We start from the raw sequence: 19,609 nt of genomic DNA on the forward strand, positions 1-19,609 counted from the left end.
TATTACATATTTTGCGCCGTCTGTGTGGCCGTAATGCGTGTCGGTGAGAATAAGAATAACCTTATTTAATAGGACTTATTCGTAACTTCAGAATAAAAAGCTAGTTTTACTGTTAATAAGCCTTTTATTATCAAATTTAGACAAAAATAACTCGCTAAAATCATCTTTCTTGCGCGTTATTTTAGGAAGTAAGTCAACTCAGGGTGTGTACATGTTAAAAAAAGAGTTTTTTTTAGCCGCCTCATTGGTCGGCACCAGTGTTTTATTTTCACAAAATCTATTAGCTAGCCCCCTTTCAGTGGGGGTCGCTGCATTATGGTCTGAATCGCCCTACCACAATACTAAAGATCGTACTGTCCCATTCCCGTTAATCAATTATCAAGATCAGAATGTTTTCTTTCATGGGTTAGAGGCAGGGTACTATCTTTACCATGGCGAAGCCGATCAGTTCTCAATCATTGCCAATACCACCGGACAATATTTCAACCCACACCGCGCTCACCATAGCGCGATGCGTGGCCTCGATAAGCGTCATTTAACCATGATGATGGGTGGGGAGTGGACGCATGTTGCCACTTGGGGTGTTGTCAAAACCGCGTTGACCGGTGATGTGCTCAACGAAAGTAATGGCTTGGTATGGGACACTAACTATCATTACCCGTTACAATTTGGCGCGCTTTCTCTGATCCCCGGTGCGGGCGTAACATGGCAGAGTGCCAACCAAACTGATTATTACTATGGCGTCTCTGGTAAGGAGTCTCGTCGTACAGGGATTGATCGTTACAAGGCTGACGATAGCTGGTCTCCTTATGTGGATATCAGTGCGACTTACCAGTTGACGCGTGATTGGACGGTCGTGGCAGGTGCTCGTTATACTCATTTCGACAATGAAATTAAGCATAGCTCAATGGTCGACAAGTCAGGGCAAACTACCGTTTGGACTGGGGTTAATTACCAATTCTAACCTGTACTCTCCCAAAGGGTACTTTGGGAGAACGTCATCAAAACAGTAGCGGCGTGATCGTTACCGTTAATTCTGCTGGAGAGGTAGGCGTCGTGATCAAAGGCTGTCCTATCCTTGCTGTTTCTACACAGACCATCGTTTTATAGCCTTCATCGCTCATATCGCCCATCGATTGGGATAGGCTCTCGCCTGGGTTCCATGTGACAACGTCACTGTGACCTTGGTGTCGAATATTTATCAGGCGTTTTAGCTGTGGATCCTGCAGAATTGATTCGGCCGTCGGATGGGTGAAGATACGATCGACTTCGCCATGGTAAGTCTGCTCATTCTGTTGAACACCTAACGCATTATCTTTTACTTTATCGATGTAGCTGTTGCCTAGGCCACTCACTTTCACCTCCTCACAGTTACCGACTTGGAAATAGCTGTGTAGGGCGGCAGTCGATTTGAAATCCCCTTCAACTTTCACGCTAAGCTGACAAGATTCGGCGCTTAACTCAGCGTGTAAAGTCAGACTAAATTCATGGGGCCACATCGCGCGTGTTTCAGCGGAGTCGCGTAAACTCATCGTCACGTTTACCTGCTGAGCAAACTCTTCGCAGTGATCTAGCTGCCATAGAGAAGTGCGAGCAAAACCGTGGGAGGGTTTACCAGCGGGGCCAAACCATGGCCAGCAAATAGGCACACCGCCACGAATAGCCTTTCCTTGCGTGAAAGCCGTGCGATCGCTCAGCCAAATAACGGCAGGTTGGTTCAGTGGCTGCCAAGCGATTAATTGGCCACCTTGCAGCGAAAAAGCGGCATGGAATTCGGGATGATCAATAATAAGTAGCGTTAACTCACCTTGTTGACGAAGTGAGCAGAAGGGGGAAAGTTGCTCGGCGATAGGGAGTGTAAAAAGGGATGACTGCATAATATTCTCCAAAAAAAAAGGGCGACCGAAGTCGCCCTTATTCACAAGTGGAACGATTTATTTGCCTGCAACCAGGGCAACTAAATCAAGAACTTTGTGAGAGTAACCTGTTTCATTGTCATACCATGAAACCAGTTTAACGAAATTATCGTTCAGTGCGATACCCGCTTTTGCGTCGAATACAGACGTTAACGTTTCGCCGTTGAAATCAGTCGATACCACGTCATCTTCAGTGAAGCCTAAAACGCCTTTCATTGCGCCTTCAGAAGCCGCTTTAATTGCTTGGCAGATTTCTGCGTAAGAGGCTTTCTTCTCTAAACGCACGGTCAGGTCGACAACAGATACGTTAGGAGTAGGGACACGGAAAGCCATGCCTGTCAGTTTACCGTTTAACTCTGGTAATACTTTACCGACAGCTTTCGCCGCACCGGTAGAAGATGGAATGATGTTTTGGCTTGCACCACGTCCACCACGCCAGTCTTTGTGAGAAGGACCATCGACGGTTTTTTGCGTTGCAGTCGTTGCGTGAACAGTGGTCATCAGACCTTCGATGATACCAAAGTTGTCGTTGATCACTTTCGCTAACGGCGCTAAGCAGTTAGTGGTACACGATGCATTAGAAACGATGTCTTGACCGGCATATTTATCGAAGTTTGCTCCACGAACAAACATTGGGGTGTCATCTTTAGAAGGGCCAGTCAGTACGACTTTCTTCGCGCCTGCAGTGATATGTTTACGTGCAGTATCGTCAGTCAAGAAGATACCCGTTGCTTCCGCAACAACATCAACACCTACTTCGTTCCACTTCAGGTTAGCTGGATCTTTTTCGCTCGTTACACGGATTTTTTTACCGTTTACAATTAGCGCGCCATCTTGAACTTCAACGGTACCGTCAAAACGACCGTGGGTTGAGTCATACTTAAGCATGTAAGCCATATATTCTGCGTCTAACAGATCGTTGATCGCGACGATTTCAATGTCTGAACGTTGTTGCGCAGCACGAAACACAATGCGACCGATACGGCCAAAACCGTTGATACCTACTTTGATAGTCATATATTCCACCAGCTATTTGATAGTGAATAAAAGGTTGGCAGTAAAATTACAAAAACCGCTTCATACGTCAAGCTTAATCGTGTCAATTACTGTGTGAAATCAAATATGGCGCCTTTACAAAAAAGTCTCTAGTCTAGGGGTGCTCCTAATATTCGAAAAAAAAAACTAATTTGTTATGCATTTGTTATAATAGGGTCTTGGACTGTTTAGTGGAATGTATTATGAGCAACGAGCCATCATCTTTGTCTTCTCTTAACGAAATGCAGCGCTATGTTACGCAAGAGCGGGGGACAGAACCCCCTTTTAGCGGTGCATTACTGCATAACCAGCAAGAAGGGTATTATCACTGTATTGTCTGTCACTCGCCCCTGTTTTATTCTGACATGAAATACGATTCCGGGTGCGGCTGGCCGAGTTTTTATCAACCTGTTTCGAATGATGCCATCCGTTACTTGGAGGATAATAGCCATAATATGCACCGTGTTGAAATTCGCTGTGGCCAATGCGACGCGCATCTAGGTCATGTCTTTCCAGATGGGCCTCAGCCGAGCGGTGAACGTTACTGTGTGAACTCCGCATCATTGAATTTTACCGATGCTACAGGCAGTCAAACTAAAGGATAAGATCAAGATGAGTGCTGATTTACAGCGTGTCCTAGCAGAGATGACACCAGAGGTGTATAAACGTTTGGTGACCGCTACCGAGACAGGAAAATGGCCAGATGGCGTGGCACTCACACCAAGTCAAAAAGAGCACACTTTACAGCTTGTTCTGCTGTGGCAAGCTCGCCATAACGATAATCCCCAGCATATGTCAGTGGCTAAAGGCGGAGAGATGGTGATGAAAAGTAAACGGCAACTTAAAGAAGATTTCGGTATTACAGACGATATCACCCGAATTAATCTCGATTAAAAAATCAGGGTGCTCCGGGGCACCCTGATTCTGCTGTTACTCGCTCAGCTCACCGCGCAGATTACGCTGCATTAATACTCGTATTTCTTCCGCAGGCAACTGTTGAGAAAGCAAATAGTGCAACTTGGTCAAGGCGGCTTCAACCGTTAAATCACTCCCGCTGACGACGCCGGCTTGTTCTAATGCGTTGCCCGTCGCGTACCCTCCCATATTCACTTTCCCCGACATACATTGGGTTAAATTTACCACTACGATCCCCCGTTCGTAGGCCTCGGCTAATACCGCAACAAAGGCGGCAGATTGCGGTGCATTACCCACACCATAGGAGCGAAGAATCAACGCTCTCACCGGTTGGCGTAAGAAGTTACTGACAACATCCGGTGAGATCCCTGGATAGATGGTGACAACACCGATCGGTTGAGGGGTGATGGGGTGAACAATCAGCTCGCCTTGCTTAACGGGGGCTGGGGGCGTGTTAAGTTTTTTGATGTGAATACCCGCCTCGAGCAGGGGCGGTAGATTTGGCGAGGCAAAGGCGTTAAAGCCATCCGCGTGGGCTTTGGTGGTTCGATTACCCCGAAATAGGGTGTTATTAAAAAAGAGTCCTACCTCATTGATTGGGTAGTTTGCCGCGACGTATAACGCATTTAATAAGTTTTGTTGTCCGTCAGAGCGTAATTCAGCCAGAGGAATTTGTGACCCTGTCACAATTACCGGTTTACTCAGGTTCTCAAGCATAAAAGAGAGCGCCGACGCCGTAAAGGCCATGGTGTCCGTGCCATGAAGAATCACAAAACCATCGTACTCATCGTAATGCTCACGAATATCTTCAGCAATGACTTGCCAATCTGCCGGCGTCATATCGGAAGAGTCCATTAAGGGCGTATATTCATGAATAGTGAAAGCAGGCATTTCATGACGATGGAACTCAGGCATTAATTCCAATTGCTGTTGTAAATGTCCAGAGACCGGAATATAACCGTGGGTAGAACGCTGCATACCAATCGTTCCGCCTGTATAGGCAACATAAATATTTTTTTTCTGCATAACGGACACCGAGTAGCGGGATAAAGTAAAAAATAATGCTGGAGTATAGAAACTTCATCGGAAGAAATACAGCCCGACGACTGCCGGGCTACGAAGGCTAATTTATTACACCGCAGTTAACACACCAAGCATAACGATTTTGTGGGTCACCTTGCTGGTTAAAAAGCCCAGGTTGTTGTTGAGCTTTCGTCATCACTTCTGATAACGGGGCAGGCAACCAAGCTTTAACCTGGTCAGGAAGTTGCGCTGACACCGAGGCTTGCATCTGCGAAAATAGGGTATCCACCCAAGAAGGATCCTGCTGCACCCACTTCAGCGAGGCTTTTTGCAGATGCGCTAAGGATTGTGCCTTATTCACCGCATCATCAAAGTCACCTAAGGCGTCGACCAGACCGTTTTGTTTGGCGTCTTCACCGGTCCACACATGTCCTTGGCCGATGTCATTGATCTGCTCTGGCGTTTTATGACGCGATTCGGCAACCAAGTTGATGAAGTTACGATAACCATTCTCGATGGTGAGTTGCATCATTTGCGTCACTTGATCAGGTAAAGCCTTCGTCATCGAAATATCGGCTAGAGGCGAGGTTGATACACCATCGGTATGGACCCCTACAGAGCCTAAGGTGTTTTCAACGGTGTTGATGACGCCAAAGATACCGATAGAGCCAGTCAGTGTTGTCGGGCTGGCGATAATATAGTTGGCAGGCGTTGAAATCCAATAGCCACCCGACGCCGCAAGGCCGCCCATCGAGACCACGATAGGTTTTCCGGCTTTTTTCGCCGCCACTAGCTCTTCGCGAATTTGTTCGGATGCTGTGACGCTACCACCCGGGCTGTTTACACGTAGAATAATGGCTTTAATCGCTGGGTCGAGGCGGGCTTCTCGGATCTGCTGTGCAGTGGTTTCACCGCCGACGTTCCCCTCGCTCGCAGGCCCATCCATGATCGCGCCATTCGCGACAATTACCGCAACATTAGGTTTATCGTTATTCGCTTTGGCAGGAGCTGAATAATCATAAATACTCACTTGTTTGAAGGACTTTTGCTCAGAATCCCGACCAAATGTTTTAGTTAATTCTTGCTCTACCTCAGCACGGCTTTTTAACCCATCGACTAAGTGTGTTGATAAAGCATACTGGGCCGTGTTGCCACCGTTCGCTTTTAATGCAGTAATGATTGCGTCTGCCCCCGGGAAGAGTTGTTGTGGGGTGAGATGGCGGTTAGCTGATACAGTATTTAGATAGCCTTGCCATAGTTGCGTAATCCAACGTGTATCCGCATCACGCGCAGCAGGAGACATATCATCACGTAGGAAAGGTTCGACTGCAGATTTATAAGTTCCCACCCGGAATACGTGTGAAGAGACCTTAAGCTTATCTAACAGTGCTTTAAAATAGAGATTGTTGGTCGCCATACCGTGAAGATCAACAGCACCCTGCGGCGAAAGATAGAGATGGTCAGCATAGCTCGCCAGATAGTATTGGGCTTGAGTGAAATTATCGCCATAAGCATAAATTGGCTTACCCGACGCGCTAAATTCCTTCAGTGCTTTACCGATATAGTTTAATGCCGGTTGATCGCCGCCCGCGAAGTTGTGCAGGTCGAGGACGATTCCCGTAATAGAAGGATCAGTTTTCGCTTGGCGAATACTCTCGACGAGTTCGAATAATGCATTCTCTTGGCGAAGCTTGCTGTTAGTCCCTAAAAATTCTTGGCCTAGAAGTTTAGTGATTTTTTTATCTTGTGACGGCTGTTCCACTATTACGCCATCAAGGTTTAACACTAAGGCTTGCGTCGTGTTCACTGTACGGGTCGGTGTCGAGTCGTGAGAAAACAGTCCCCATAGTGCAATCCCGCATAAAATGAGGACGAGTAAGAAAAGGTTAAGGATACACTCTCTTACGAAATTGATAATACGCCATAGGCCACTCAAAACCCTGACTATAATTCGCCACGCAGTGCGCATAAATTCTCCATTTATTAATAAAATCTGATACTTAGATGGTCCAAAGAAAAACTTATCGTCTATCCTAATTAGACCCGAGTGAAAAGTCAGCAGTTAATCATCAAATACTGTTACAAAGCCTACCGATATGTCAGACTTCAACAAACCACCACCGTTAAGGGGAATAGCATGGATTCATTAGAGTTACTCTTACAGCGCCGTTCGGTCTCACGATTAACCACGCCTGCTCCGTCGGGTGAAGCGCTCGAGGCTATATTGCAAGCGGGGGCACGAGCACCGGATCATGGCGGACTAAAACCTTGGCATTTCTCGTTGATCCACGGTGAGGGTTTACAACGTTTTAGTGATTTACTCCGTCAGACCTCGATTGAGGATGCCCTTGATGATAAAGCCATCGAAAAAGCCACCCAAGCGCCATTTCGTGCGCCGCTCATTATCACAGTGGTCGCGCGCTGCCAAGAAAACCATAAAGTGCCGCTATGGGAACAAGTGGTGAGTGCAGGGTGCAGCGTGATGGCGATGCAAATGGCTGCGCAAGCACAAGGGTTCAACGGCATATGGCGTTCAGGTGCATGGACCGATCATCCCAAGGTCCGTCAGGCCTTTGATTGCCAGCCCCAAGATAAGATAGTCGGTTTCCTTTACCTCGGTACGCCGCAATTTAATGCGGTTTCGCCGGTACAACCTATCGATCTTGGTCCTTATGTCAGTGAATTCTGACAGTAAATTTGTTTAAAATCGGTAATAGTAGCCTGTTGATTGTCTGCGAAACGATCACTCTTTTCTATCAAGATTAAGGAATATCTTTTTCTATGCGAGTGTTTATTGCGGAAAAGCCCAGTCTAGCCCGCGCCATTGCCGATGTTCTTCCAAAGCCTCATCGTCGTGGGGAGGGGTACATTCAGTGTGGACCTCAAGATATTGTCACCTGGTGTGTCGGTCATCTCCTCGAACAGGCACAACCGGACCACTATGATCCTCGCTATGCGCGCTGGGCGCTTGCCGATTTACCTATTATTCCTGAAAAATGGCTGTTAACGCCCCGTAACGATGTAAAAAAACAACTTACAACTATAGGGAAACTTTTAGCCGAGGCGACACAGATTGTTCATGCCGGTGACCCCGATCGAGAAGGACAATTATTGGTCGATGAAGTGATCGATTACCTAGGATTACCCGCAGAAAAACGCCAACAAGTGCAGCGTTGTTTAATTAATGACCTAAACCCACAGGCAGTAGAGCGTGCCATCAAGCAATTGAGGAGTAACAGTGAATTCGCGCCACTCTGTATCTCTGCGCTAGCGAGGGCACGTGCCGATTGGCTTTATGGGATTAATATGACGCGTGCATATACCTTATTTGGACGACAAGCTGGATTTGATGGCGTGCTCTCGGTCGGAAGGGTTCAAACTCCTGTGCTGGGACTGGTGGTCCGCCGTGATGAAGAGATCGCGAATTTTATCGCCAAAGATTTTTATGAGGTGAAAGCGTTTGTTTTGGCTGATAACCAACCTTTTACAGCAACCTGGGTACCGAGTGAGGCGTGTGAAGGCTGGCAGGACGAAGAGGGTCGATTACTGAATCAAACCCTTGCTGAACATGTTGTGGCGCGGATAACGCAACAACCGGCCAAGGTGACGCACTACCAAAATAAAACAGAGAGTGAGATCGCGCCGTTGCCTTTTTCATTGTCGAGCCTTCAAATTGAGGCGGCGAGGCGGTTTAACCTCGGTGCACAGCAAGTTTTAGATATCTGTCAGAAGCTCTATGAGACGCACAAGTTAATCACTTACCCTCGTTCAGATTGCCGTTATCTTCCTGAAGAGCACTTCGTTGGGCGTCAATCGGTCATTAATGCGCTGCAAAGCCATCTTGCCGAATATCAATCTCTGCCCGATGAAATTGATCTCAGTCGACGTAATCGCTGCTGGGACGATAAAAAGGTCGATGCACACCACGCCATCATCCCCACTGCTAAACGAAATGCCGTTAAGCTTACTGAACATGAAAAAAACGTCTATGGCCTGATTGCTCGACAATATCTGATGCAGTTTGCGGAGGACGCGCAATACCGTAAATGTGTTATCGAGCTGGAAATTGCAGGGGGGAAGTTCGTGGCAAAGGCGCGCTTTCTCTCTAGCGCAGGCTGGCGCGTCCTGCTCGGGGCGAAAGAACGTGATGAAGAAAACGATGGGGCGGTCTTACCGGTGGTGGCGAAAGGCGACATCTTACAGTGTGAAGGAGGGGAGGTTATCGCGAAAAAGACCCAACCCCCCAGACACTTTACGGATGCGACATTATTGTCTGCCATGACTGGAATTGCGCGTTTCGTACAAGATAAAGCACTGAAAAAAGTGTTGAGAGAAACCGATGGATTGGGGACTGAAGCGACTCGCGCGGGGATTATTGAGTTACTCTTTAAACGTGGATTTTTAGAAAAAAAAGGGCGCTATATTCATTCAACTGTTGTAGGGCGAGGACTTATTCATGCCTTACCTCAACCTTCTGCGGCACCCGATATGACCGCCCATTGGGAATCGACATTAACGCGAATTAGTGAGAAACAGTATCGATACCAAGATTTTATGCAGCCCTTAGTGGATACACTGCATCAATTGATTGGCCATGCTCGGCAAACCCCCCCCACTCACGTGTTACGTGACCTTGCCAAACATTCACCGGCAAAACCCGCCTATAAAAAGCGGGTAGCGAAGAAGGTTTAAAGATCGAACTCTGACCATACCGGCGCATGGTCAGAGGGTTTTTCCATTGAACGCAATGGGTAATCAATACCACTGGCGATCAGGCGTGCATTGAGGGGCGCACTTGCCAGTAATAAATCGATACGCAGGCCCCGATTATCATCAAAGCCTTTCGAACGATAGTCGAACCACGAAAATTGGTCGTTAACCTCAGGATTGATCTGACGCCAAGTATCGGTCAGTCCCCAGTTAATAAGCGTTGCCATCCATTCACGTTCTTCAGGCAAAAATGAACATTTACCCGTCTTTAACCACCGTTTACGGTTAACCTCACCGATACCAATATCTGCATCTGTCACGCTGATATTTACATCGCCCATCACTAACACATGCTGGTCTGGGCTAAGTTGCGTTTGCAGATGTTGAGTCAGATCAGCGTAAAATTTTTGTTTAGCCGGAAATTTAGTGGGGTGGTCACGGCTCTCACCTTGTGGGAAATAGCCATTGATAACCGTGATACGCTCTCCCGATGGGGTTGGAAGTTCAGCCATTATAATACGGCGTTGAGCATCATCATCGTCAGTGATAAAGCCTCTTTGCACGGAGATAGGTTCGGCTTTCGTCATTAAGGCCACACCATAGTGACCTTTTTGCCCATGATAAAAGACGTGATAACCAAGCGCTTCAACCTCTGCACGTGGGAACATATCATCGTGAACTTTAGTTTCTTGAAGGCCGATCACATCAGGCTGGTGTTGCTCAACTAAGGCAGCAAGTTGGTGAGGGCGGGCACGAAGGCCATTGATATTAAAAGAGACAAATTTCACGTCGACATCCTAATTCATTCAGTTTTCATTATGGTAACGAGAATTGAGTTGAATGTCATGGAAGAGATAAGCGGAAAAACTAAGAAGTGGTGGTGGGAGAAGGATTCGAACCTTCGAAGTCTGTGACGGCAGATTTACAGTCTGCTCCCTTTGGCCGCTCGGGAACCCCACCTAATACTAAAGCCACACCCGTTATCGGGTGTGGCGGCATAATAGCAAACTTGATTAGCGAGTAAAGCATTAATCAACGTAATTGAACCGGTTGCTCTGTTTTTGCGCGAAAGGCGAATTAATTCTAATCAAGTGACTGACGCTATAAAATGATTGTACGATTCCCATACACAAAGACACGTTGTGCTAATACTTTATCGACGGCACGGCTGAGTACATTCTTTTCAACGTCGCGTCCAGCACGGATCATCTCTTCGGCGGTATAGCTGTGGTCGATATTGATAACGTCCTGCATGATGATTGGACCTTCATCCAAGTTGTCATTAACGTAATGCGCGGTGGCTCCAATCAGTTTCACCCCACGTTCATACGCTTGATGATAAGGTCGTGCGCCAATAAAGGCTGGTAGGAATGAGTGGTGGATATTAATAATTTGATTAGGGAAACGTTTGACGAATTCAGGCGTTAAGACACGCATATATTTTGCCAACACCACGTAGTCAGGCTGGTATTGATCGATACAGTCTGCCATGTGTGTATCGTGGGCTTCGCGCGTTAGGTTGTCATGACTAATATGGATGAACGGAATATCGAAGCGTTCCACTAACGATTTTAGGGTATCGTGGTTGCCGATCACGGCAGCGATCTCCACATCAAGCCCCCCAAATGCGCTTTTCATTAACAGGTCACCTAAGCAGTGTGCCTCACGCGTGACCATAATGACGATACGACGTCGGCCGGCAGCATGCAGCTCGCGCAATGAACCGCTGGGTAACGCTCCATCGAGATCGGCTAACAGTGTCGAGTCGTTGAAAATACCTTCTAATTCGGTACGCATGAAAAAACGCCCGGTACGGTGATCGACGAACTCATTATTTTGAACAATATTCAATTCGTGCTTATAACAAATATTGGTAATTTTAGCGATCAATCCCTTAGCATCGGGACAGATAGTACGGAGTATTTTACGTTCGATGTTTTTCGCTGACATTAAAGCTGATCCTGTGTTGCATCCTATTGCTGTGACACTAATAAACCTTAGCGCGCACAACACTTTTTGAATTTTTTTTGTGAGCCGCATGGACAAGTCTCATTACGGCCCGGTATTTTATGAACCCCGTCAAGATAATACCAGTGATTATTTTCACGCACAAAACGTGAGGTTTCGTAAATCCAACCAGGCTGTTGGTCACTGGTATAGCGAGCGAAGAAGGTGACGTAAGCTTCATTTACTGCACGTCCAGCATGCGTTTCAACAATCGATAGGCCTTGCCACAGCGTTCCAACACTATCATTTTGCAAAAGTTGCGCTAATTCTGCAGGGCGGCTTGAGGGATGCCACGTTTTGGCAACATACTGAAAAGCGTGTAGCGCATAAGCGGTGTAGCGTGAGCGCATTAATTGTTCAGCAGTGGTTGCAGAAGACCCCCCCCTAATTAGCGGGTCACAACATTGTTTTAGCGGGATGGCGCTTTCACAAGGACAGAGATCTGGCTGCACGGTATCTTCTCTTATAAGGGGAATGATGGTTAAAAGTCTTATTTCACTATTATTGAACACCGAGTCAAGAAAGTTCAGCTATACTCATTTCAACATCCAAAGCTGAGTAAGTTTTTTGTCTTCAAAGGCTGTCCAGTCGGTAGTATAAATGAAAGTGCAGGTAGATGAGTGTGGAAAATTTTTTAACCAATAAAATAGTGCTGATCATCGATAATGATCCGGTCTGTGACGCAGTGTTGGCTGAGTTTTTAAACTATGCTGGTGCGAAAGTGATGCAAACCGATAGCGGTGAAGAGGGGTTAGATCTCGTTGATCAACATGATGTCACACTGATTATCTGTGGTCTAAATCTACTGGACGTCCCAGCAGTTCCCCTCATCAAACAACTCCACTCTGCAACGGTACAGACGCCAATTATTGCCTTGACGGATACGCACGATGTGAACCTTATCGCCGCGGTGATGCGAGCAGGCGTCTACGATGTTATCCTAAAACCGCTTACTGATGTAGCCGCGTTAAAAAACTTATTGGTTGAAGCTATTTATCCCGATATGTTTAGCTCCCCAGTGGATGAAAGCGACAAACTTCAGGCAGAGTGGAACCATCTTGTTTCCTATCCCCAAGAGTCCTTAGCCTTATTAAGAAACTTACAGCCCCCAGCCCATTTAAAAGTGGCGGGATGCCAAGTCGGTTACCGACAACTGAATACCAGTGAGAATAATGGTCTGATCATCGATATCGCCGAATTATCGGATCAAGAATTTGGATTTTATATTTTTGATGCGGAGTGGGTCGGTGAGTACGGTGCGGTGGCTGCACTTTTATTTAGAGCCTTCTTTAATGATTTATTAAAAAAACACATTACTGCTCATCCGGATAATCTTCCGGCGCTCACCTCTGTTCTTCATGACTTACAACTATTATTAAAAAAATCCGGATTACATGGAGAGTACCCGTTAGTTATCGGCTATTTTAATCGACTGCGCGGACATCTTATTGTGGTTAATAGCGGGTTGTCTTGTGTCATTCATCATGATCACCAGCATACAACGTTAATCAAAGATCTGGCATTGGGACGTTATTTTCATGATTCCGCTCAAGAGCAACGGCTCTTGCTGACCAGCGCAGAGTGTGAGGTATGGAATGGACCGCGTAAGTTGTGGCTACGTTTTCATTAAATAACGTTACCAACCCTCTAAATAGTTAAACTATTTTTATTTTTTCTAGATAATTCTTACGAACAGTTATGGTAGCATTTAGACTCTTTAAAGGATGTTTTGGCAATTTGCCAACTTAACGAGGTTTGTTTGATGTCTGCTCATGTTTCTAAAATAAGAAAAGCAGTTATTCCTGTTGCGGGATTAGGTACTAGAATGTTGCCTGCGACAAAAGCTATTCCGAAAGAGATGTTACCCCTAGTTGATAAACCTTTAATTCAATATGTGGTTAATGAATGTATCGCTGCGGGCATCAATGAAATAGTGTTAGTGACACACTCTTCTAAAAACTCTATCGAAAACCACTTCGATACCAGCTTTGAATTAGAAGCGATGCTGGAAAAGCGCGTTAAGCGCCAACTTTTAGATGAAATCCAAGGGATCTGCCCTCCGCATGTGACTATTATGCAAGTTCGTCAAGGTGAGGCTAAAGGGCTAGGCCATGCAGTAATGTGTGCACACCCAGTAGTTGGAAATGAACCTTTCGCGGTGATTCTACCAGATGTTATTATTGACGAATATGAATCGAATCCTAAGAAAGATAACCTTGCTGAGATGCTTTCTCGCTTTGAAGCAACGGGTCATAGCCAAATCATGGTTGAACCCGTTGAAGACGTGACGTCATACGGTGTTGTCGACTGCCAAGGCGCTACTCTGCAACCTGGCGATAGCGCACCAATGGTAGGCGTGGTTGAAAAACCTAAAGCATCCGAATCACCGTCTAATCTTGCAGTTGTCGGTCGTTATGTTTTGTCTGCTGATATCTGGCCTTTACTGGCTAAAACGCCTGCTGGTGCTGGCGGTGAAATTCAGCTGACTGACTCCATAGCGATGATGATGGAAAAAGAAACCGTTGAAGCTTACCATCTCAAAGGCGTAAGCCATGACTGTGGTAACAAGCTCGGTTATATGCAGGCTTTCGTTGAATATGGTGTACGCCACCCAGTACTTGGCGAAGATTTCAAAGCATGGTTAGCGGAAAACGTTAAATAGTTTTTGGGATGACGAAGCTTATAAAAAAACCGCCATTTTGTGGCGGTTTTTTTTAACTCTTAATTAAAAATTCATCTAGGGTATCGCCTTGATCGAGGGCTTTCTGGATAACGGCAGGGGTTCGGCCTTGACCAGTCCAGGTATGAGTAATGCCCGATGAATCGGTATATTCATATTTAGCGGGCCTTTTGTCACGAGTTTGTTTGCTGGGCTTTGCTGGCGGAGTCTGCTGAACTAATTCACTAATATCAATTCCCTCAGACAGCATCATCTCTCGGATTTTATCCACGCGTTTTGCATGCTCAGCATCTAGCGCACCTTTACTCGCCTGTTCCTCACGACGTTCTTCTACAACTGCCGTAAATTTATCTAAAATATCGTAAAGGGTTTCTAAGGCGAAATTACGAGCCTCAGCACGTAAAAAACGATAATTCTTCAAAGCGAGAAGCTGATCACTCATAAGAGTTCCTCATGGGGAGGGTTGTATTAGTATTTTTTATGATATTACCTAGGGTAATCAGATTGCAACTTGTTCCCGATGCGACAGCATTTATTAGCCTTGCCGATGTTGGATTTAGTTAGCGTGACTCGAGTTGGGCTATGGTATGATCAGGCTTTGAATTTTCGATGAGATACTTTCTGTGGCACAGCTCTATTTTTACTATTCTGCGATGAATGCAGGGAAATCAACGTCTCTATTACAGTCCTCTTATAATTACCAAGAGAGGGGGATGAACACTCTGATTTTTACTGCGGAAATTGACGACCGATATGGTAAGGGGCGTGTGGCATCAAGAATCGGCTTATCCAGTAGTGCTGCACTTTTCAGTAAAGATACCGACCTTTTTCATGAGATTAAACAGTCCCATGACACCCAACAGCTTCATTGCATTTTACTTGACGAATCGCAGTTCTTAACAAGAGAACAGGTGAAACAACTCACTTATGTTACGGACCATTTGAATATCCCAGTATTGTGCTATGGCTTACGGACTGACTTCCGAGGGGAGCTATTTGAAGGCAGTTTATACTTACTTGCTTGGGCAGATAAGCTCGTGGAATTGAAAACGGTATGCCATTGCGGACGTAAGGCGAACATGGTGTTGAGATTGGATGCGCAGGGACGACCCTTCCACGATGGTGCTCAAGTGGTGATTGGCGGGAATGATAAATATATCTCCGTTTGCCGCAAACACTATTGGCAAGCGATTGAACAGGGCAGTGAGCAGGCGATTTTCGGCCAAGAAAAAGAAAACGCTTAGGGTATCTTTGAGCATGAGTAAGGATGTAACAACAGTGTCACTCTCTGCTCTGAATTAGTGCTGCCCACGTATTTCACCCCTAATGAGCACCAATTTAGTGCGTCGCATTAAAATGGCTCACCTTCTTGGTGCTTAAATTCATTTTATTAATAAATCTTTATTTTATATTCACGATCCTGATACATTCTTCCCCATTCTTCTAAACACTTAAAAAAATTTTTATAGGTGTTAATCAAAATCTCTCACATCCCATTCGACGTGTAAACCTTGGCATAAATATTGCTACCAGATATTTATAGGGTAAAAACCCTATCATTTAGTCGATGCTTTTATAAGCAAAAGTATTAATAGTGAACAATCAGATGATTATCAGTGAGATATATCACATAGCGTTCATGACAGACTATCAAGTTGACCTATTAACGCGTAAAAATTTGTCAATTGTCTGTAAGGCTAATGCAATAAATCAGTAATTGGACAGACAGGATTCACCGTCGGGGAAAACCCTATAACAATAATGAAAGTGTGTGGAGTCGTAATATGAAATTGACTAAAAACGTGATTGCTACGGCCGTGTTGTTGGCGTTATCTACGGGTCAAGCGGCAATCGCCGCAGAAGTCCCAGCAGGGGTACAACTCGCCGATAACCAGACACTGGTCAAGGGCAATGGTGGTGAGGTGCAATCGCTGGATCCCCATAAAATTGAAGGTGTGCCTGAAAGTAATGTTAGTCACGACCTGTTCGAAGGATTAGCCATCTCCAATAACCAAGGGCAAGTGGTACCAGGCGTGGCAGAAAGTTGGGAACAAAAGGATAATAAAGTGTGGACTTTCCACTTGCGTAACGATGCTAAGTGGTCGAACGGTGAGCCCGTTACTGCACAAGACTTTGTTTACAGCTGGCAGCGTCTCGCCGACCCGAAAACCGCTTCGCCTTATGCGAGTTTCTTACAATATGGTCATGTCGAGAATATCGATGAGATCATTGCGGGTAAACTATCGCCGGAAAAACTGGGTGTAAAGGCCCTCGACGCACACACGCTACAGGTTACCCTCTCAGAAGCGGTCCCTTACTTCTATAAATTAACCATTTATGCGGCGATGTCCCCAGTCTATGCGCCAGCGATCAAAGCTTATGGCGACCAATGGACGTCTCCCGCTCACTGGGTCAGTAATGGGGCATACACCTTAGCAAGCCATACGGTGAACGAAAGTATCGTGGTCGTGCGTAATAAGCACTATTGGGATAATGCGCATACGGTGATCAACAAGGTGACCTTCCTACCTATCTCATCAGAAGTGACGGACGTTAACCGTTATTTCTCTGATAACGGAAGCGATATAACCTATAACAACTTGCCAATTGAGTTGTTTAAAAAATTACAGAAAAATAATCCTAAAGATCTTCACGTTGATCCTTATCTCTGTACTTATTATTACGAAATCAATAATAAGAAAGCGCCTTTCAATGACGTTAAAGTCAGAACCGCGCTTAAATTAGGGTTAGACCGCGACCTTATCGTCAATAAGGTGCTAGCACAGGGTCAAACTCCGGCGTATAGCTTTACCAATCCGGCCACCGATGGTATTCAAATCGAGAAGCCAGAGTGGTTCTCTTGGAGCCAAGACAAACGTAATGAAGAGGCCAAGAAGCTGTTACAAGAGGCAGGGTATGGTCCTAACCATCCTCTACAGTTCTCACTGCTGTATAACACTTCCGACCTACATAAAAAACTAGCCATTGCGGCGGCGGCGATCTGGAAGAAAAATATCGGTGTTAACGTGACTCTGGTCAATCAAGAGTGGAAAACCTATATCGATTCCCGTCACCAAGGTAGCTTTGATGTTGCGCGTGCAGGCTGGTGTGCGGACTATAATGAAGCGAGTTCGTTCCTCAACTCGATGTTATCCAATAGTTCGAATAATACCTCTTTCTTCAAAGATGCTAATTTCGATAGCGAGATTGCGAAGAGTGTTAAAGCGTCTGATGAAGCTAGCAGAAGTGCGGCGTATCGCCAAGCTGAGATAATATTGGACCAACAATCGGCGGATATCCCCGTGTTCTATTATGCCAACACGCGTTTAGTAAAACCTTACGTTGGAGGCTATACCGGTAAAGATCCTCTCGATAACGTTTATGATAAAGACCTCTATATTATTAAGCACTAATTTTACAGGCATTCCCGGCGTGAAAACGCCGGGTTAATTTGTTTATATAAGCCTGATAGGTGAAGCAATGTTGACATTTATTTTTCGTCGGTGTGTTGAAGCCATTCCGACCCTGTTTATTTTGATTACGATCTCTTTCTTTATGATGCGTTTAGCACCCGGCAGTCCCTTTACCGGTGAGCGCAGTCTATCGCCGGAAGTGATGGCCAATATTGAAGCTAAATACCATCTGAATGAGCCTATCGGCCAGCAATACTTCAATTATCTGGTTCAACTCGCCCATGGCGACTTCGGTCCTTCCTTTAAATATAAAGACTACTCCGTAAACTATTTAGTGGGCCAAGCATTCCCTGTCTCGGCCAAACTGGGGCTGATCGCTTTTATCTTTGCCTTAGTGGTAGGGGTGAGTGCGGGGATATTTGCCGCGTTAAAACAAAACAGTTGGCTGGATTATACCGTGATGGGGATTGCCATGACCGGGGTGGTGATACCGAGTTTTGTGGTCGCGCCCTTACTGGTGATGCTGTTTGCCATCTCCTTAAAATGGCTACCGGGCGGTGGTTGGAACGGTGGCCAGTGGCAGTATGTATTATTACCGATGCTGGCACTTTCACTGGCTTATATAGCCAGTATTGCCCGGATTATGCGCGGTTCGATGATCGAGGTAATGCACTCTAACTATATTCGCACCGCTAGGGCTAAAGGTCTTCCGATTTCCCGAATTGTACTGCGTCATGCCTTACGTCCGGCGTTATTGCCAGTTATCTCTTATATGGGACCGGCTTTCGTCGGCATCATCACCGGATCAATGGTTATTGAGTCCATCTTTGGTCTTCCAGGCATCGGGCAGCTGTTTGTGAATGGTGCGTTGAATCGTGACTATTCATTAGTCATGAGCCTGACGATTTTAGTCGGGGTATTGACCATAGTATTTAATGCGATTGTTGACGTGCTCTATGCCGTTATCGATCCTAAAATTCGTTATTAAGCTGGAGACCCGCATGTTAGCAAGTAAAAAAAATAGTCAGGCGGTCGAAGCTTTTACTGAGCAACTCGATATTGAAGGGCGTAGTTTATGGCAAGATGCCCGTCGACGTTTTATTCATAACCGTGCAGCCCTCTTCAGCTTAATTATTTTGCTGTGTATTGTGCTCTTCGTCATTTTCGCACCACTGTTATCCTCTTTCGCCTACGACGACACTGATTGGTCGATGATGTCAGCCGCCCCAGATTTAGCCTCTAAGCACTACTTTGGTACTGACTCTTCAGGTCGTGATTTACTGGTCCGTGTGGCGATTGGTGGCAGGATCTCATTAATGGTTGGCGTCGCTTCTGCAATTATCGCGGTCATTGTGGGGACTTTTTACGGTTCACTAGCCGGTTATCTCGGTGGAAAAGTCGATGCTGTCATGATGCGTATCTTGGAAATCCTTAACTCTTTTCCTTTTATGTTCTTCGTTATTTTGCTGGTCACCTTTTTTGGTCGAAATATTCTGCTGATCTTCGTCGCGATAGGGATGGTGTCATGGCTCGATATGGCGAGGATTGTACGGGGGCAAACGTTAGGGCTGAAGCGCAAAGAGTTTATTGAAGCCGCACAAGTGGGTGGTGTGTCCACCGTGAAAATTGTGATCCGTCACATTGTGCCAAACGTTTTGGGTGTCGTGGTGGTTTACGCGTCGTTATTAGTACCCAGTATGATCTTATTCGAATCTTTTCTTAGCTTCTTAGGGCTTGGCACCCAAGAGCCGCTCAGTAGCTGGGGCGCTTTGCTCAGCGATGGGGCTAACTCAATGGAAGTTTCTCCTTGGTTGTTACTGTTTCCAGCGGGATTCTTAGTCGTCACACTGTTTTGTTTTAACTTTATCGGCGATGGCTTACGCGATGCGCTCGATCCTAAAGACCGCTAG

Annotated in this window: 19 protein-coding genes and 1 tRNA gene; 11 read left to right on the plus strand and 9 right to left on the minus strand. The window is 45.9% G+C overall.

All coding sequences use genetic code 11. From position 1 onward, the window contains the following. The first annotated feature begins 211 nt into the window (after window positions 1-211). Complete coding sequence (locus MKR94_RS00370; RefSeq protein ID WP_241644936.1) at window positions 212-964, plus strand: MipA/OmpV family protein; 753 nt, start codon at window positions 212-214, stop codon at window positions 962-964. A gap of 37 nt (window positions 965-1,001) precedes the next feature. On the opposite strand, the gene MKR94_RS00375 is transcribed toward MKR94_RS00370, so the two are convergent. Together MKR94_RS00375 and gapA are read right to left on the minus strand one after the other, a co-directional pair. Next, complete coding sequence (locus MKR94_RS00375) at window positions 1,002-1,877, minus strand: D-hexose-6-phosphate mutarotase (RefSeq protein WP_241644938.1); 876 nt, start codon at window positions 1,875-1,877, stop codon at window positions 1,002-1,004. Window positions 1,878-1,934: 57 nt separating this feature from the next. Continuing rightward, a complete protein-coding gene (gapA, locus tag MKR94_RS00380) occupies window positions 1,935-2,933 on the minus strand; it encodes a glyceraldehyde-3-phosphate dehydrogenase (RefSeq protein WP_241644940.1) in 999 nt (332 codons plus the stop codon). 221 nt (window positions 2,934-3,154) lie between these two features. Between gapA and msrB the strand changes: the two genes are divergently transcribed. Both msrB and MKR94_RS00390 read left to right on the plus strand, forming a co-directional pair. Continuing rightward, window positions 3,155-3,556 carry a peptide-methionine (R)-S-oxide reductase MsrB gene (gene msrB, locus MKR94_RS00385; RefSeq protein WP_241644949.1) on the plus strand — a complete coding sequence of 134 codons (402 nt, stop codon included), beginning with the start codon at window positions 3,155-3,157 and terminating at the stop codon, window positions 3,554-3,556. A 7-nt stretch (window positions 3,557-3,563) separates the two neighbouring features. Continuing rightward, window positions 3,564-3,845, plus strand: a complete 282-nt coding sequence (locus tag MKR94_RS00390; protein ID WP_241644950.1) for a YeaC family protein — start codon at window positions 3,564-3,566, stop codon at window positions 3,843-3,845. A gap of 36 nt (window positions 3,846-3,881) precedes the next feature. Here MKR94_RS00390 and ansA read toward each other — a convergent pair whose 3' ends face one another. Together ansA and sppA are read right to left on the minus strand one after the other, a co-directional pair. Next, window positions 3,882-4,892 carry an asparaginase gene (gene ansA, locus MKR94_RS00395; protein ID WP_241644951.1) on the minus strand — a complete coding sequence of 337 codons (1,011 nt, stop codon included), beginning with the start codon at window positions 4,890-4,892 and terminating at the stop codon, window positions 3,882-3,884. Between the two features lie 97 nt (window positions 4,893-4,989). Continuing rightward, entirely contained in the window at window positions 4,990-6,858 is a 1,869-nt protein-coding gene (gene sppA, locus MKR94_RS00400) for a signal peptide peptidase SppA (protein ID WP_241644952.1), read from the minus strand. A 168-nt stretch (window positions 6,859-7,026) separates the two neighbouring features. Between sppA and MKR94_RS00405 the strand changes: the two genes are divergently transcribed. Together MKR94_RS00405 and MKR94_RS00410 are read left to right on the plus strand one after the other, a co-directional pair. Next, on the plus strand, window positions 7,027-7,578 hold the full coding sequence (locus MKR94_RS00405; RefSeq protein ID WP_099822786.1) for an NAD(P)H nitroreductase: 552 nt from the start codon (window positions 7,027-7,029) through the stop codon (window positions 7,576-7,578). Window positions 7,579-7,670: 92 nt separating this feature from the next. Next, a complete protein-coding gene (locus tag MKR94_RS00410) occupies window positions 7,671-9,581 on the plus strand; it encodes a DNA topoisomerase III (RefSeq protein ID WP_277755559.1) in 1,911 nt (636 codons plus the stop codon). Here the strand turns inward: MKR94_RS00410 and xthA are convergent. The 4 genes from xthA to MKR94_RS00430 all read right to left on the minus strand — a co-directional run bounded on the left by xthA (window position 9,578) and on the right by MKR94_RS00430 (window position 12,058). After that, window positions 9,578-10,387 carry an exodeoxyribonuclease III gene (gene xthA, locus MKR94_RS00415; RefSeq protein ID WP_048913104.1) on the minus strand — a complete coding sequence of 270 codons (810 nt, stop codon included), beginning with the start codon at window positions 10,385-10,387 and terminating at the stop codon, window positions 9,578-9,580. The two genes, MKR94_RS00410 and xthA, sit on opposite strands and share 4 nt — an antisense overlap. Window positions 10,388-10,474: 87 nt before the next feature. Continuing rightward, window positions 10,475-10,559, minus strand: a tRNA-Tyr gene (locus MKR94_RS00420). 141 nt (window positions 10,560-10,700) lie between these two features. Continuing rightward, window positions 10,701-11,549 (minus strand): formyltetrahydrofolate deformylase, encoded by an 849-nt coding sequence (gene purU / locus MKR94_RS00425; protein WP_241644953.1) that lies wholly within the window; start codon window positions 11,547-11,549, stop codon window positions 10,701-10,703. Between the two features lie 47 nt (window positions 11,550-11,596). Next, window positions 11,597-12,058 (minus strand): YchJ family protein, encoded by a 462-nt coding sequence (locus tag MKR94_RS00430; RefSeq protein ID WP_241644954.1) that lies wholly within the window; start codon window positions 12,056-12,058, stop codon window positions 11,597-11,599. Window positions 12,059-12,228: 170 nt separating this feature from the next. Between MKR94_RS00430 and MKR94_RS00435 the strand changes: the two genes are divergently transcribed. Then, window positions 12,229-13,236, plus strand: a complete 1,008-nt coding sequence (locus tag MKR94_RS00435; RefSeq protein WP_241644955.1) for a response regulator — start codon at window positions 12,229-12,231, stop codon at window positions 13,234-13,236. A 132-nt stretch (window positions 13,237-13,368) separates the two neighbouring features. Then, window positions 13,369-14,268, plus strand: a complete 900-nt coding sequence (galU, locus tag MKR94_RS00440; protein ID WP_241644956.1) for a UTP--glucose-1-phosphate uridylyltransferase GalU — start codon at window positions 13,369-13,371, stop codon at window positions 14,266-14,268. A gap of 52 nt (window positions 14,269-14,320) precedes the next feature. Here galU and MKR94_RS00445 read toward each other — a convergent pair whose 3' ends face one another. Then, a complete protein-coding gene (locus MKR94_RS00445; protein WP_241644957.1) occupies window positions 14,321-14,728 on the minus strand; it encodes an H-NS family histone-like protein in 408 nt (135 codons plus the stop codon). Between the two features lie 181 nt (window positions 14,729-14,909). Between MKR94_RS00445 and MKR94_RS00450 the strand changes: the two genes are divergently transcribed. From MKR94_RS00450 to oppC, 4 genes are all read left to right on the plus strand, one after another. Beyond that, window positions 14,910-15,530: a thymidine kinase gene (locus tag MKR94_RS00450; protein WP_241644958.1), complete on the plus strand. Its 621-nt coding sequence runs from the start codon at window positions 14,910-14,912 to the stop codon at window positions 15,528-15,530. 540 nt (window positions 15,531-16,070) lie between these two features. Beyond that, on the plus strand, window positions 16,071-17,699 hold the full coding sequence (gene oppA / locus MKR94_RS00455; RefSeq protein ID WP_241644959.1) for an oligopeptide ABC transporter substrate-binding protein OppA: 1,629 nt from the start codon (window positions 16,071-16,073) through the stop codon (window positions 17,697-17,699). Between the two features lie 67 nt (window positions 17,700-17,766). Further along, on the plus strand, window positions 17,767-18,687 hold the full coding sequence (oppB, locus tag MKR94_RS00460) for an oligopeptide ABC transporter permease OppB (protein ID WP_062812362.1): 921 nt from the start codon (window positions 17,767-17,769) through the stop codon (window positions 18,685-18,687). A 13-nt stretch (window positions 18,688-18,700) separates the two neighbouring features. Further along, entirely contained in the window at window positions 18,701-19,609 is a 909-nt protein-coding gene (gene oppC, locus MKR94_RS00465) for an oligopeptide ABC transporter permease OppC (protein ID WP_241644960.1), read from the plus strand.

It is taken from the genome of Rosenbergiella metrosideri, assembly GCF_022602565.1.
In the GTDB taxonomy this organism is placed as follows: domain Bacteria; phylum Pseudomonadota; class Gammaproteobacteria; order Enterobacterales; family Enterobacteriaceae; genus Rosenbergiella; species Rosenbergiella metrosideri.